We start from the raw sequence: 14,569 nt of genomic DNA on the forward strand, positions 1-14,569 counted from the left end.
GGAGTCGGGCGCCTGTGAGTACAGGCGCATTATGCCTAGTGCTGCTGTGCAAGACACTCGCGCAATGCGTCTTGCCACTGTGGCTGGCTGACCTGCCATTGCTGTTGCAGGCGGCGGCAATCGAGGCGCGAGTTCAACGGGCGCTGCGCGGGCGTCGGGTAGGCGCTGGAGGGGATCGCTTCCAGCTCGGCACAGGCTTTGCCTTCGGCGCGCAAATGTTCGCCAATCGCCTGGGCGAAGCCGAACCACGAGGTTTCCCCCTGGGCCGTCAGGTGATAGACGCCCCATTGCCCCGCATCACCGGCCTGCCAGCGTTCGATCAAGGCGCGGGTGCTGCTGGCAATGCTGCCGGCCCAGGTGGGTGCGCCGATCTGGTCGGCGACAATGCGCATCTGCGGCTTCTCCTGCAGCAGGCGTTGCATGGTCAGCAGGAAGTTCTTGCCATGGTTGGAGTACACCCAACTGGTACGCAGGATCAGGTATTCGCCGCCCACCGCCGCAATCGCCTGCTCGCCGGCCAGCTTGCTCTGGCCGTAGACACCGAGCGGGTTCGGCGTGTCGGCTTCGGTGTAGGGCGTCGGTTTGCGGCCGTCGAACACGTAGTCGGTGGAGTAGTGGATCAACGGGATGCCCAGGGCCTTGGCCTCTTCGGCGAGGATGCCGGGGGCGCTGGCGTTGATCGCGAACGCGACCTGCGGCTCGCTTTCCGCCAGGTCGACGGCGGTGTGGGCGGCGGCGTTGATGATCAGGTCGGGACGCTGGGCGCGCACTTGCTGGCGGATTTGCTCGGGGTTGGCCAGGTCGAGTCTGTCGCGGCCCAGCACAATCAGTTCGCCAAGGCCCAGGAGCTGCTGTTGCAGGGCCTGGGAGACTTGGCCGTGTTGGCCGGTGATGAGGATTTTCAGAGGGCTGGTCATGGGAACAGGTCGGCTTCTTTCAGGCTTTTGCCATTCTGGTCCTTGGCGGACAGGGTCGGGGTGCCGGTCAACTGCCAATCGATATTGAGGTCTGGATCGTCCCAGCGGATGCAGCGCTCTGCCGACGGTGTGTAGTAATCCGTTGTCTTGTACAGGAACTCGGCGTGCTCACTGAGCACCACAAAACCGTGGGCAAATCCCGGTGGAATCCACAGTTGGCGATTATTGTCGGCAGATAGCCGTACGCTGGCCCATAGGCCGAAATGAGGCGAGCTGCGGCGAATGTCCACGGCCACGTCCAGCACTTCACCGGCCGTTACGCGGACCAGTTTTCCCTGGGCGTGCTCGACTTGGTAGTGCAGGCCGCGCAATACACCTTTTTGCGAGCGAGAGTGGTTGTCCTGCACGAAATGCTGTTGCAGCCCGGTGGCCTGGGCAAACGCCCGGGCATTGAAACTCTCGTAGAAAAAACCGCGTTCATCGCCAAAAACCTTTGGCTCGATGATCAATACACCGGGCAACTCAGTGGCGGTTACATTCATAGGTTTTCCCCGGCAAGAGAGTAGAGGTATTGGCCATAGCCGGTCTTGCCGAAGTATTTGGCACGCGCCAGCAAGTGATCCCTGTCGATCCAGCTATTCTCGTAGGCGATTTCTTCCAGGCAGGCCACCTTCAGGCCCTGGCGATGTTCGATGGTCTGCACGTAGGTGGAGGCTTCGAGCAGGCTGTCATGGGTGCCGGTATCCAGCCAGGCAAAGCCACGACCGAAACGCTCTACGTGCAGGTCGCCACGCTTGAGGTAGGCGTTGTTGACGTCGGTAATCTCCAGCTCGCCACGGGGCGAAGGCTTGACGGCCTTGGCGATGCTGATCACGTCGTTGTCGTAGAAGTACAGGCCGGTCACGGCATACGACGATTTGGGCTTGGCCGGTTTTTCCTCGATGGACAGGGCGCGACCGTCTTTGTCGAAGTCGATGACACCGAAGCGCTCCGGGTCCTTGACCCAGTAGCCGAAGACGGTGGCACCCGAAGGGCGCTGCGCGGCGGCACGCAACTGGTCGCCGAAGTGTTGGCCGTGGAAGATGTTGTCGCCCAGGATCAGGCAGACCGGGTCATCACCGATGAACTCCTCGCCGATGATGAAGGCCTGGGCCAGGCCGTCCGGCGACGGCTGCTCGGCATAGCTGAAGCGCACGCCGAACTGGCTGCCATCGCCGAGCAGGTTGCGGTACTGCGGCAAATCCACCGGCGTGGAGATCACCAGGATTTCCTTGATCCCCGCCAGCATCAGCACCGAGATCGGGTAGTAGATCATCGGCTTGTCATACACCGGCAGCAGTTGCTTGGAGACACCCAGGGTGATGGGGTGAAGGCGGGTGCCGGAGCCGCCGGCCAATACGATTCCCTTCATCATGCGATCAGATCCTTTAGATTGGTGTTGCCGAGTCGTTCACCTTGATAGCTGCCGTCCTGGACCCTGCGGCACCATTCCAGGTTATCGAGATACCACTGTACGGTTTTGCGCAGGCCGGTTTCGAAGGTTTCTTCGGGGGTCCAGCCCAATTCGCGTTCGATCTTGCCGGCATCGATCGCGTAGCGCTGATCGTGGCCTGGACGATCCTTGACGAAGGTGATCAGGTCGGTGAATTTTTCGACACCCGCCGGGCGTTGAGGCGCCAGTTCTTCCAGCAGGCCACAGATACCGCGTACCACGTCGATGTTCTTTTGCTCGTTATGCCCGCCGATGTTGTAGGTCTCGCCCACCGCACCTTCAGTCACGACCTTGAGCAACGCACGGGCGTGATCTTCGACGAACAGCCAGTCGCGCACCTGCAAACCATCGCCATAGACCGGCAGCGGCTTGCCCGCAAGGGCGTTGAGGATCACCAGCGGGATGAGCTTTTCGGGAAAGTGGAAGGGGCCGTAGTTGTTCGAGCAGTTGGTCAGCAATACCGGCAGGCCATAGGTGCGCTGCCAGGCGCGGACCAGGTGGTCGGACGCTGCCTTGCTCGCGGAGTAAGGCGAGCTGGGGGCGTAGGGCGTGGTTTCGGTGAACAGATCGTCCACGCCGTGCAGGTCGCCGTACACTTCGTCGGTGGAAATGTGGTGGAAACGGAACGCACTGCGGGCCGGCTCGGCCAGCGTCTGCCAGTAGGCGCGGGTGGCCTCCAGCAGGCTGTAGGTGCCGACGATATTGGTCTGGATAAAGTCCGATGGGCCGTCAATCGAACGGTCGACATGGGACTCGGCAGCCAGGTGCATGATTGCCTGTGGCTCGAAACGTGCGAGCACAGCGCTGACTGTGGCCTGGTCAATGATGTCGGCCTGGACGAACTCATAGCGGCTGTTGGTGGCAATACTGGTCAGTGATTCCAGATTGCCAGCGTACGTCAGCTTGTCCAGGTTGAGCACTTCGTGCTCGGTGTGTTGAATCAGGTGGCGGATCAGGGCGGAGCCAATAAAACCCGCTCCGCCGGTGATGAGAATGCGCATGTCGGAGGGCCTTTTCCTAAGACGGGTGTTTTGCGAATGGAGCATAGCTTGAGTTGTGGAGCCGGGCGGCGCAAGCACGGTATGCGCAGGGGGTTGCCTAAACCCCCCGAACAGTGGCGAGATACACGTCTAAAAAATAGAGGATGCCCCCATGCTGCTCGCCACGTTGATTCACCGCGCCAGTCTACCCTGCCCGCAAGTGGGCCTCGACCAGGCGGCGCAATTACTTGAGCAGCATTACGGCCTAACTGGCACCTTGCAATCACTGGGCAGCCAACAAGACCTCAATTACAAGGTCGACAGCGCCCGCGGTCGGTTCGTTCTGAAAATCTGCCGGGGCGACTACGCCGCTGTGGAGTTGCAGGCCCAACACGCCGCACTCAACAGCCTGCACGCCGTACGCGTACCACAGGTGATAAAGGCGCTCAATGGCGAAGAGTTGCTGACCATCATCCTCGACGGGCAAACCCTGCACCTGCGCGTGCTGGACTACATCGATGGCCAGCCGCTGACCCATCTGCCGCACCTGGGCCGCGAGGTGATCGCAGGCTTCGGCGACCTGTGCGGGCGCATGAGCCTGGCCCTGGCGCCGTTCGGGCACCCGGGCCTGGACCGCACGCTGCAATGGGACCCGCGCCACGCGCCTGAGTTGATCACGCACTTGCTGGCAACCCTGGAAAATCTGCCGCACCGCGCCGAACTGGAGCGGGTCGCCGAGCAGGTCGAGGCGCATATCCGACCGCTGGCGGAGCACCTGCCGTGGCAGGCCGTGCACATGGACATCACCGACGACAATGTGGTCTGGCAGCGTGACGCCCAGCGGCATTGGCGGGTTGAGGGCGTGATTGATTTCGGTGATCTGGTGCACACCTGGCGCATTGCCGACCTGTCGGTGACCTGCGCGGCGCTGCTGCATCACGCCGAGGGCGACCCCTTTGCGATCTTGCCGGCAGTGCAGGCGTTCCATGCGGTGACGCCGCTGCGCCGTGAAGAGTTGCAGGCGCTATGGCCGCTGATCGTGGCACGGGCGGCGGTGCTGGTACTGAGCAGCGAGCAGCAACAACGGCTGGACCCGGATAACGCTTACCTGCTGAAGAACGCTGAACATGAGTGGGAAATTTTCCACGTAGCAACGTCGGTGCCGTTCGCGTTGATGGACGCGGCGATCTTGCGCAGCGTCGGCGAGAACCTGCTGCCGTTTGCCAGCCAGGATTTCGCGCCGTTGTTGCCGGAGCTGGTGGGGCGTGAGTTTGCGTTGATCGACCTGGGCGTGCTCAGCCCGCATTTCGAGGCGGGCAATTGGGAGCAGCCCGGGATTGATCGCCGGCTGCTGGACGAAGCGGCGGCGGTGCATGGGTTGGCGGCCAGCCGCTACGGCCAATATCGGCTTTCGCGCACCAACCCGGACACTGCCACGGAGCCTGAGACATTCGCGCTGCATGTCGAGATGCATCTGCCCCATGGCACGCTGTTGGAAGCGCCTTTCGCCGGGACGCTGCACCACGACGCCGACGGTCTTGTGAGTGTGCAGGGCGTCGAGTTGAGCCTGCGGTTGTGGGGGCTGACAACCGGGTTGAAACCGGGGGCGCTGCTGGTTGAGGGCCAGGTGCTCGGCGAGGTGCATGCGCCGTTGATCGTGCAACTGTGCCGGGCGGACGTTACGCCGCCGCTGTTCTGCACGCCGTCGCGCGCCATGGCATGGCAGGCCCTGTGCCCGTCGCCAGCTTCGTTGCTTGGGTTGGCCTGTGATGCCGAACCCGAGCTGGACCCCAAGGCATTGCTGGCCCGACGCGACGCCAGTTTCGCCCGTTCGCAAAAACACTATTACGTCGACCCGCCGCGTATCGAACGCGGCTGGCGCAACCACCTGATCGACATGCAGGGCCGCTCCTACCTGGACATGCTCAACAACGTCGCGGTCCTAGGCCACGGCCACCCGCGCATGGCGGCGGTGGCGGCGCGGCAGTGGTCGCTGCTCAATACCAACTCGCGCTTCCATTACGCGGCGATTGCCGAATTTTCCGAGCGCTTGCTGGCGCTGGCGCCCAAGGGGATGGACCGGGTGTTCCTGGTCAACAGCGGCACCGAGGCCAATGATTTGGCGATCCGCCTGGCCTGGGCCTACAGCGGCGGGCGCGACATGCTCAGCGTGCTGGAGGCGTACCACGGCTGGTCGGTGGCGGCGGACGCGGTGTCCACCTCGATTGCCGACAACCCCCAGGCGCTGATCAGCCGCCCGGATTGGGTGCATCCGGTGACTGCGCCGAATACCTATCGAGGCGAGTTTCGCGGGCCGGACAGTGCGCCGGACTACGTACGAAGTGTGGAGCACAACCTGGCGAAAATCGCTGCTAATCAGCGCCAGCTGGCGGGTTTCATCTGCGAGCCGGTGTACGGCAATGCCGGTGGCATCTCGTTGCCTGCGGGGTATTTGCAGCAAGTGTATGGGCTGGTCCGCGCCCAGGGTGGCGTATGCATCGCCGACGAGGTGCAGGTGGGTTACGGGCGCATGGGCCGCTTCTTCTGGGGCTTTGAAGAGCAGGGCGTGGTGCCGGACATCATCACCATGGCCAAGGGCATGGGTAACGGCCAGCCGCTGGGCGCGGTGATCACCCGGCGGGAGATTGCCGAGGCGCTGGAGGCTGAGGGGTATTTCTTCTCGTCGTCGGGGGGCAGCCCGGTGAGTTGCCGGATCGGCATGGCGGTGCTGGATGTGATGGAGGAAGAAAAGCTGTGGGAAAACGCCCAGGTGGTTGGCGGGCATTTCAAGGCACGCCTGGAGGAATTGATCGAGCGGCATCCACTGGTCGGGGCGGTTCACGGTTCCGGCTTTTACCTGGGGCTGGAGCTGGTTCGCGACCGTCAGACTCTGGAGCCGGCCACCGAAGAAACCACGCTGCTGTGTGATCGCCTGCGCGAGCTGGGGATTTTCATGCAGCCAACCGGCGACTATCTGAACATCCTCAAGATCAAACCGCCGATGGTCACGTCCAGGCGCAGCGTGGATTTTTTTGTCGACATGCTGTCGAAGGTGCTCGACGAGCAACTGTAGTTAATCGATTGTTATCGGTTATTTCTTGTCATATTTATTGGCTAGCATCATTGCTTGCTTTTAAAGCCGATTTTTATCCGTTATAAAGTCGGCCTTTGCCCCATTCGGAGTCCTGATCGCCATGACCACCCTGCACAGCACACCTCGCGCCGATGGCTTCTACATGCCTGCCGAATGGGCGCCACAGACCCAGACCTGGATGATCTGGCCCGAGCGCCCGGACAACTGGCGCCTGGGCGGCAAGCCGGCGCAAGCGGCGCATGTGGCGGTGGCCAAGGCCATTGCGCGTTTTGAACCGGTGACGGTGGCGGTGTCCGCCGGCCAGTACGAAAACGCCCGTGCACGCCTGGATGTGCCGAATATCCGTGTGGTGGAAATGTCCAGCGACGACGCCTGGGTGCGTGACACCGGGCCGACCTTCGTGATCAACGACAGCGGCGAAGTGCGCGGTGTGAACTGGGACTTCAACGCCTGGGGCGGCTTTGATGGTGGCCTGTACGCGCCGTGGAACCGCGATTCGCAGGTGGGCGGCAAGATCCTCGAGATCGAACGCGCGCCGCGCTACCGCACCGAGGGTTTTGTGTTGGAAGGCGGTTCGATTCACGTCGACGGCGAAGGCACGTTGATCACCACCGAAGAGTGCCTGCTCAACCGCAATCGCAACCCACATCTGGATCGCACGGCAATCGAAGCGGTGCTCAGCGCCAACCTGGCTGTGGATAAGATCATCTGGTTGCCGGATGGCCTGTTCAACGATGAAACCGACGGCCATGTGGATAACTTCTGCTGCTACGTGCGCCCTGGCGAAGTGCTGCTGGCCTGGACCGACGACCCGCAAGACCCCAACTACGCGCGCTGCCACGCCGCCCTGGACGTGCTGCAAAGCAGCACCGACGCCAAGGGCCGCCCGTTCACAGTGCACAAAATGCCGATCCCGGGGCCGTTGTACGCCACCGAGGAAGAGTGCGCCGGTGTCGACCCGGTGGACGGTTCGCAGGAACGTAATCCGAGCGTGCGCCTGGCCGGTTCCTACGTGAACTTCCTGATCGTCAACGGCGGCATCATCGCGCCAAGTTTCGACGACCCACTGGACGGCCAGGCCAGGGTCATCCTGCAGAACCTGTTCCCACAGCATGAAGTGGTGATGGTGCCGGGCCGCGAACTGTTACTGGGCGGCGGGAATATTCATTGCCTTACCCAACAACAGCCGGCTCCACAGAAAAACTGAGTGCAGTTGTAACAGCAGCGTGACGGTGACTGGCGCCCCAACGCTGTCATCACCCACAGCAAGCCCGCGGCCCATCAAGGCCGCGGGCTTTTTTGTGTGCGCCTGGCGATAAAACGCCGACATTGGCATAGCTCTTGTATCGCTGTTGCGACAGTGATCCAGGTTTATGGCTGTGCAGTTCTGTCATAAACCTTGAGTAAGTTGGCCGCTCACGCAGTAGGAGAGAGCGCTGAAATGAGTCCTCAAATCAACCTGATGTACACGCGCACGTTTCACCCTATGCGGGTTGACGGCGACGCGATCCAAGCACTGGGGCTCTGGTTGAAGGAAAACGGCTCACGGAAGAGCAGGCTGCCGGATTTGCGCAGCATGATGAGCCAACGCTATCCGGTGGGGCTGTTCAGTGAAGATGAAGTGCACGCGTTGTGTGATTTGCTGAAAAATTAAAAGAACACTGCATTCAAAAAAATGTGGGAGCGGGCTTGCTCGCGAATACGGTGAATCAGTCAATACATCTGGTGACTGGCACTCCGTATTCGCGAGTAAGCCCGCTCCCACATTGGGGTGGTGTTCTGTCTTAGAAGCTGTAGGTGCCGGTTACGACCAGGCTACGCGGCTCCCCCGGCTGGATCTGCGCCACACTCGTCGCCGAGGCGTAGTAGGTCTTGTCGGCGATGTTGTTCAGCGCCGCACGCACATCCCATTCCTTCTGACGGAACCCGGCCAGCGCATCCCAGCGGCCATATCCCGGTAGGACCACGGTGTTCAAGCTGTCGGCATAACGATCGCCCACCAGGGTCAAGCCGGTTTCCGCGTACCAGCCCATTTCCGGTTTCCAGGTGATGAACAGGCTGCCATTGCGCTTGGCCACGTCGCTGACCCGCTTACCTTCGAAGCCGTTGTTGTCCTTCACGACCGTGGCGTCCTGCAGGCCGATACCACCGCGCACGTACCAGTTGCCGACGATCTTGCCGCTGGCGGTCAGTTCCACGCCGCGCGAGCGTTGCAGGCCGCTGAGCAGGGTGATGGAGCGGTCCTGCGGGTCGGCGGTGCGGCGGTTGTAGAGTTCCAGTTCGTATACCGCCAGGGTGGTGCTCAGGCGGTCGTCGAACCAGTCGCTTTTGACGCCGATTTCTTTTTGCTTGGTCAGCTCGGGGCTCAGGTCGTTGACGCTGCCGGCGGCATTGGGGGTGATGCCGATCACGCCGCCGCCCGCTGGCGAGAAGGTCTTGCTCCAGGACGCGTAGAACGAGTGGTTTTCCAGGGGCGTCCAGACCAGGCCGAAGCGCGGGCTGGTGCTGTGGCTTTCGACAGCCTGCTGGCGGTTGAGCAGCTTGTTCTTGGAGTCCACTTCAAACCGGTCGTAGCGCAGGCCGGCGAGCACTTGCCATTGATCGTTCAGGCGCAGTTGGTCCTGCACGTAGACGGCGCGACTTTCGACTTCGGTGTGGGCGTTGCTCCACACGTTCATTCGCCCGGTGTGGCGCTGGTTGCGATTGGGCTGGTTGAGGTCGAGGCTTGGCACCTCGCGACTGACCGCCGCGGTGTACAGCTTCGGATCGCGCCGCTGGCTGCCCAGTTCAAGGCCCGTCAACACGCGGTGTTCCAGGCCGTAGGTGCTGAAGCCACCTTCCAGTTCGACGTTGTTGAAGACGTTGCGGGTGGTCAGGTCCTGCTGCCAGCGCTGGCGCGTGACGCTATGGGTCGCCGGCACGTAGGCGGTTTGATAGGTGTTGTCGAAATCACTGTCGAGCTTGAACACGCCCAGGGTCTGGCGCAGTTGCCAGTTGTCGTTGAGTTCATAGGTCAGCTTGGAGCGCAGCGACTGGGACTTGTCGTCGATGTAGTCGCGGCTGTCGCCGTAGGTGGTGCTGCGGCTCACATCGGCCGGGCGGCCGTTGACGCCGGGAATGCCGCGATCCGGTGTGCGGTTGTAGCGGCTGTATTCGTATTGCACCAGCCAGTTCAGGTCCGGCGTGAGCTGCCAGCTCATGGACGGCGCAAACAGTTGGCGGTTGCCACTGACACCGTCGCGAAAACTGTTGTTGTCCTGGTTGCCCATGTTCAGGCGCAGGCTGATGTTATCGCTGGGGTCGGTGCTCAGGTCGGCATACAGACTGCGCAGGTCGTTGCTGCCGCCCTGGGCTTCGATGCTGGACTTGTGCCCGGCGATCGGCAGCTTGCTCACACGGTTGACGATCCCTCCCTGACCGCCTCGCCCGTAGAGTACGGCCGCCGGGCCCTTGAGCACTTCGATGCGCTCGATGTTGTGCAGGTCGCGAACATATTGGCTGTCGTCGCGAATGCCATCGAGGTAGAAATCGTTGCTCGCGTCGAAACCGCGAATGCGCAGGCTGTCGAAGCGTGTGTCGGCGCCGCTGCTGACGTTGGGGATACCGCTCAAGGCCTGGCCCAGGTCGTTGGTGCCGTAGGAACGCAGGCTTTCAGTCTTTACCGAGTCGATGGCTTGGGGCACATACCGCACCGGGGTGGCAGTGCGTGTGGCGGTGCTGGTTTGCTTGATGCGCGGGTCGTCTTCATCCGCTTCGGCGCTGATCGAGGTGGCAGGCAAGGTGGTGGTGGCACAGGCAAAACCGGCAGACAGCAAGACGGAAAGCCCAAGGGTGATGGGCGACAGGCGTGGGGCAGGCATGGGGGAAATGTATCCGGATTATTGGGGAGGAAAACTACGCGTTAATGGTAATGCTTTGCATTTGCGTGCGTTATCCAATACCAAATGTATCGGCTTTGAAATATGTTACGAAATGTGTGTTTTTCGTCGTTGGAAGGGTTTTTTGGTCGTTTTCAGAAAGGCTGTAGGCCTTTGCTTAGAATTTTTTCGCCTAAATACAGACGATTCGCGAAATTGACACATAGTTCCGGGCGCGACTAGGATTGCGTCCAACGCCTGTGGCTAACAGCCATGACTCCTCCAATAAGAAAAGGCCCGCGGCAGACTCGTCGTCCGCGGGCCTTCTTTTTCCCGGGAAAAGTCGACGCCAGAAAGCAATACGGAGCCTGGTGTCATAGCGCGTACTCAACCAGTAATAAGGAATATAAGAAATGTTGAAGCAACGGATGAGTCTGATCGCTCTGGGGATTTTGAGCGCATCGACAGCAATGGCTAACGATCAAGCGGAATCGAAGGGTTTCGTTGAAGACAGCCACCTGAACATCGCTGCACGTAACGCGTACATCAGCCGTGATTACAAAGACCACAACCAGGACAAAGCGGAATGGGGCCAAGGCTTCATCGGCAAGTTCGAGTCCGGTTTCACCCAAGGCACCGTCGGTGTGGGTGTGGACGTGCTGGGCCAATACGCTATCCGTCTGGACGGTGGTAAAGGTCGCAGCGGCGGTGGCGGTATCGACTTCTTCAAGCAAGGCGACAGCGGCTCGGCCGCCAATGACCTGGCCAAAGGCGGCGCAGCGGTCAAGGCACGTATCTCCAACACCGTGTTGAAATACGGTCAGCAGCTGCCGAACGTACCGGTCCTGGCCTATGACAGTGGCCGTCTGTTGGCGGAAACCTACGAGGGCACCTCGATTGTTTCCAAGGAAATCGCCGGTCTGCAACTGGACGCTGGTCACTTCACCAAGCAAGGTCGCAAGAGCGCCGAAGGCAGCGACAGCGGCCACCTGAAGAGCATCGACTACGTCGGCGGTAGCTACAAGTTCACCGAAAGCCTGTCGGCCGCGCTGTACGCTTCCGATATGCAGGACGTGCTGAAGAAGCAATACGTCAACGTCAACTACGTGCTGGCCCTGCCAGAAAAGCAATCGTTGACCTTTGACTTCAACGGCTACAAAACCAAGCTGGACAAAGATTTCGCCCAGCTGACCCAAGGCGACCAAGACGCCCGCGACAACAAAATCTGGAGCCTGGCCGCCACTTGGGCTGTTGGCGCACACAGCTTCACCCTCGCTCATCAGCGCAGCACCGGCGACACCGGCTACCTGTACAGCGGCTACCACCAGGACAACAAGAACAGCGGCATCGGCGACGGTGGCAACACCATCCTGCTGGCCAACTCCTACTGGTCTGACTTCAACGGCAAGGACGAGCGTTCCTGGCAGGTTGGCTACGGCCTGGACTTCAGCGCCTACGGCGTGCCTGGCCTGAGCTACAACGTGGCGTACGTGCGCGGCACCAACATCGACGACGGTTCCAACCGCGGCAATGGCACCGAGCGCGAGATCTTCAACCAGTTCAAATACGTGGTTCAGAGCGGCCCGGCCAAAGACCTGAGCCTGCGCGCTCGCGCCTCGTGGCTGCGCGTTTCGAACAACGCCAGCAACTACAACATTGGCGGTAACGAACTGCGTCTGTTCGCTGACTACCCGATCAACGTTTTCTAAGTGATCGTGTGTAGCGCCTGATTCAAGGCGATAAAAAACCCCGACTGGTTCGGGGTTTTTTTATGCCGCCGGATCAGTCCTCGCGCTGTTGCAAGATCCTGCGCGCCAGTGCCGCGTTTTTGTAGTTGAGCATCATCGACAGCCCTTCATAGGGTTCGATCTTCTTATTGTCGACACACAGCTGCGCCATGTGCAGCAGCACCTGGCGCTTCTTCCTGTTGACCCGTGCGCCGGGTACGCCGAACGCGGTTTTGCGCGTTGCCGGCAGCGGCGCTTCGGGTGTGAGGTGCACGGTTACCCAGATGCCCTGGACGAACTGCAAGCTGACCTCGTCGATATGCTCGATCGGCAGCGGTTGCGCGAGGTTGTTGAACACAAAATGTTCCGGCGTCAGGCGCAACGCAGTCTGGGGCGCACGCTTGAAGCGGCGGATGCCCAGCCACAGCAGGGCCAGCCCGATCAGACTGAGGCACGCACCTGCGCCAAGCGCCGACAGCGGCGTGCCCTTCAAGCGTTCCGGGGCGAGCCAGGGACGGCTGATGGCAAACAACCCGGCGAGTACAAAAGGTGTCGACGCCAGCGCCATCAGCGCACCGCGCCAGCGACCGCCTTCATGGAAGGTCCGTTCGCCCTCGACCGAGTCCACCATGGTTTCCAGCAACTGCATATGTGCCGATTCTTCAGACGCCATCACGGCGGTCAGGTCGCGGGACAAGGCTTCACGCAGGGCCTGCGGCGCGCTGAAGCACGCGTCGATCTGTGTGTTGGCTGCCCCTGCATCCACGGCACGCGTGGCGCTGCGCACGCTGTCATCGACGGTCACTTGCAATGCGTGCAGGCGCTCGCCATTGGACGGGTGGGTATCGGTGGGGTGCGGCTGCTGGCTCTCCAATGCCTCGGGTGGCAGTTGCAACTCCATGCCTTGCAGCGCCATGAGTACGGCGTTTGGCAGATCGCGTTCAGCGGCGTTTGCGCCCTTGTCCATCAACGTATCGTCCAGCGGCGCGTGCAACACCGACACCCGCAACAACGCCGATGCCATGGCGGCACGGCCCACCAGCCGCGCGCCGGCGGCGTCGGCGAGCAACTCGCGCTCGCGGCGCCAATGGTTTACGGCGTGGTCGAAACGCTCCATGAAAAACACGCCAAGCATGAACGACGGGCGCATCAGGCGACCCTGGAGCGGATCGCTGGCCAGTATCGTGTCAGCCAATGCGCCAAGGCTGCGGCTGACCCCATCGTAGATCGGCAAAAAACGCAGGCTGTACTCGGTGTCTTCACCGGCAAAGTGCGCCAGTTCATGCCCGATCACCGCGCCGATTTCTTCACGGTCCAGCAGCCCCAGGTACAGCAGCGGGACATGCAGGGTGCGGCCGTGCAAGAGGGTTCCGGCGGGCATCACCAGGGCTGCGCTGGAGGTCACGTAAAAGTCCTGGGTCAGGCTCGCCACGATATGCTCCGGTGGCAATGCACCCAACCTGGCGGCCAACTCATCGACATGGCGCCACAACCCCGGCGCTTGCTCGGGCGTCACGCGCTGGCCAAACATCTCCAGCGGCGTGGGCTCGAACATCGCCAGCATCGGGCGCAATTGCTTGAGCAACAGCCAGATCGAATACAGGCACAACGCCGCGACCATTCCCAGCATGCCCATCAGCTTCATTACGCCGCTGCCGAGCTTGCCCACATGCCACAGCGCCAGCCCCTCGAAGACCAGCACCAGCGCTACCGTCGCGGCCATCGCCACCACATGACTCACCAACACGTAGGGCAACAGGCGGCTGCCCAGGCTGAACACGCGTAGCAACTGTTCGCGAGACTGCTGCGCGCGGCGCCCGGCCCAATGCGTACCAGCGAGTGCGGCCAGGCCGATGAACGTCGCGAGCAGCCCGAGGCCGATCACCCAGGGGGCCAGTGCGCGCAAGACGCGGTTGATGCGGTGGGCGGTGGGAAACTCGGCTTCGACCTTCTCCAGGCGCGCGAGGGCGGCCTGGACAGTGATCATGCCCTCCGGCGGCGCGACATCGGCCTCGGGTTGCCTGGCCGCCACGGCTTGCAGGGTTTGTTTGTAGAGGTCGGTACTGATGTGCTGGTCGATCATCGCCGTTGTGGCGCGGTCAGCCCGCTGCAACTCCCAGCCGCCGAGGGCGGCCAGCAGCAGCGGGAAAATGACCAGCAGAAAGATGAGTTTCAGGGCGTTCATGGGAGTCCGTTCGCGACGCAGTAAATTTGGGTTATACCGAAAAACGCGCGGGCGGGAGGCCAAAATTTGCCGTGATGTGATGCAAAACGCCTCGGATGATCAGTGGCCGAGGCGTTGTCGGTGATCGGGTAGCGGGCCATCAGGTCCACCTGCCACAGTGGGGCCTGGGAGAAATTATCCTAGGCGCCGGATCGGCGCCCAAGTCGTGATAACCGAACTGTTAAAGAACCGCATCGCCCGTGCTCAGTGTCATTTAACAGCCTCGTAGGTGATGGCGATGAAGAATGCGCATTTCAGCTCTGGGCATATGGGGGAGG

General features: G+C 61.6%; 10 protein-coding genes. 4 read left to right on the plus strand and 6 right to left on the minus strand.

All coding sequences use genetic code 11. The annotated features are described in order from the left end of the window. Window positions 1-35: 35 nt before the first annotated feature. From rfbD to rfbB, 4 genes are read right to left on the minus strand one after another with little or no spacing between them, the layout of a single operon-like run. The gene (rfbD, locus tag AC3ISR_RS01370; protein WP_463983810.1) at window positions 36-917 is read right to left on the minus strand and encodes a dTDP-4-dehydrorhamnose reductase; all 882 of its coding nucleotides are present in this window, start codon (window positions 915-917) and stop codon (window positions 36-38) included. After that, window positions 914-1,459: a dTDP-4-dehydrorhamnose 3,5-epimerase gene (rfbC, locus tag AC3ISR_RS01375; RefSeq protein WP_463983811.1), complete on the minus strand. Its 546-nt coding sequence runs from the start codon at window positions 1,457-1,459 to the stop codon at window positions 914-916. Before rfbC ends, rfbD begins: the two co-directional genes overlap by 4 nt. After that, a complete protein-coding gene (gene rfbA, locus AC3ISR_RS01380) occupies window positions 1,456-2,331 on the minus strand; it encodes a glucose-1-phosphate thymidylyltransferase RfbA (RefSeq protein WP_192298445.1) in 876 nt (291 codons plus the stop codon). Before rfbA ends, rfbC begins: the two co-directional genes overlap by 4 nt. Next, window positions 2,328-3,410 carry a dTDP-glucose 4,6-dehydratase gene (rfbB, locus tag AC3ISR_RS01385; protein WP_463983812.1) on the minus strand — a complete coding sequence of 361 codons (1,083 nt, stop codon included), beginning with the start codon at window positions 3,408-3,410 and terminating at the stop codon, window positions 2,328-2,330. Before rfbB ends, rfbA begins: the two co-directional genes overlap by 4 nt. A 151-nt stretch (window positions 3,411-3,561) precedes the next feature. Here rfbB and AC3ISR_RS01390 point away from each other — a divergent pair, with 151 nt between their 5' ends. The 3 genes from AC3ISR_RS01390 to AC3ISR_RS01400 all read left to right on the plus strand — a co-directional run bounded on the left by AC3ISR_RS01390 (window position 3,562) and on the right by AC3ISR_RS01400 (window position 8,137). Beyond that, window positions 3,562-6,462: an aminotransferase gene (locus AC3ISR_RS01390; protein ID WP_463983813.1), complete on the plus strand. Its 2,901-nt coding sequence runs from the start codon at window positions 3,562-3,564 to the stop codon at window positions 6,460-6,462. A 121-nt stretch (window positions 6,463-6,583) separates the two neighbouring features. Continuing rightward, entirely contained in the window at window positions 6,584-7,690 is a 1,107-nt protein-coding gene (gene aguA / locus AC3ISR_RS01395) for an agmatine deiminase (protein WP_192298442.1), read from the plus strand. 234 nt (window positions 7,691-7,924) lie between these two features. Next, window positions 7,925-8,137: a hypothetical protein gene (locus tag AC3ISR_RS01400; RefSeq protein WP_192298441.1), complete on the plus strand. Its 213-nt coding sequence runs from the start codon at window positions 7,925-7,927 to the stop codon at window positions 8,135-8,137. A gap of 130 nt (window positions 8,138-8,267) precedes the next feature. Here AC3ISR_RS01400 and AC3ISR_RS01405 read toward each other — a convergent pair whose 3' ends face one another. Beyond that, window positions 8,268-10,343, minus strand: coding sequence for a TonB-dependent receptor (locus tag AC3ISR_RS01405; protein ID WP_192298440.1), 2,076 nt, complete (start codon window positions 10,341-10,343; stop codon window positions 8,268-8,270). 410 nt (window positions 10,344-10,753) lie between these two features. On the opposite strand from AC3ISR_RS01405, the gene AC3ISR_RS01410 reads away from it, so the two are divergent. Next, window positions 10,754-12,049 (plus strand): OprD family porin, encoded by a 1,296-nt coding sequence (locus AC3ISR_RS01410; RefSeq protein WP_192298439.1) that lies wholly within the window; start codon window positions 10,754-10,756, stop codon window positions 12,047-12,049. Between the two features lie 73 nt (window positions 12,050-12,122). Here the strand turns inward: AC3ISR_RS01410 and AC3ISR_RS01415 are convergent, their stop codons facing one another. Next, complete coding sequence (locus AC3ISR_RS01415; protein WP_463983814.1) at window positions 12,123-14,252, minus strand: M48 family metallopeptidase; 2,130 nt, start codon at window positions 14,250-14,252, stop codon at window positions 12,123-12,125. Between the last annotated feature and the right edge of the window lie 317 nt (window positions 14,253-14,569).

The sequence above is a fragment of the Pseudomonas sp. GL_117 genome, from assembly GCF_057835125.1.

Bases quoted from the DNA above. Each gene is read 5' to 3' on its own strand.
- rfbB (WP_463983812.1), bottom strand. From the start codon at position 3,410: ATGCGCATTCTCATCACCGGCGGAGCGGGTTTTATTGGCTCCGCCCTG.
- rfbC (WP_463983811.1), bottom strand. From the start codon at position 1,459: ATGAATGTAACCGCCACTGAGTTGCCCGGTGTATTGATCATCGAGCCA.
- rfbA (WP_192298445.1), bottom strand. From the start codon at position 2,331: ATGATGAAGGGAATCGTATTGGCCGGCGGCTCCGGCACCCGCCTTCAC.
- AC3ISR_RS01415 (WP_463983814.1), bottom strand. From the start codon at position 14,252: ATGAACGCCCTGAAACTCATCTTTCTGCTGGTCATTTTCCCGCTGCTG.
- AC3ISR_RS01405 (WP_192298440.1), bottom strand. From the start codon at position 10,343: ATGCCTGCCCCACGCCTGTCGCCCATCACCCTTGGGCTTTCCGTCTTG.
- AC3ISR_RS01390 (WP_463983813.1), top strand. From the start codon at position 3,562: ATGCTGCTCGCCACGTTGATTCACCGCGCCAGTCTACCCTGCCCGCAA.
- rfbD (WP_463983810.1), bottom strand. From the start codon at position 917: ATGACCAGCCCTCTGAAAATCCTCATCACCGGCCAACACGGCCAAGTC.
- AC3ISR_RS01410 (WP_192298439.1), top strand. From the start codon at position 10,754: ATGTTGAAGCAACGGATGAGTCTGATCGCTCTGGGGATTTTGAGCGCA.
- AC3ISR_RS01400 (WP_192298441.1), top strand. From the start codon at position 7,925: ATGAGTCCTCAAATCAACCTGATGTACACGCGCACGTTTCACCCTATG.
- aguA (WP_192298442.1), top strand. From the start codon at position 6,584: ATGACCACCCTGCACAGCACACCTCGCGCCGATGGCTTCTACATGCCT.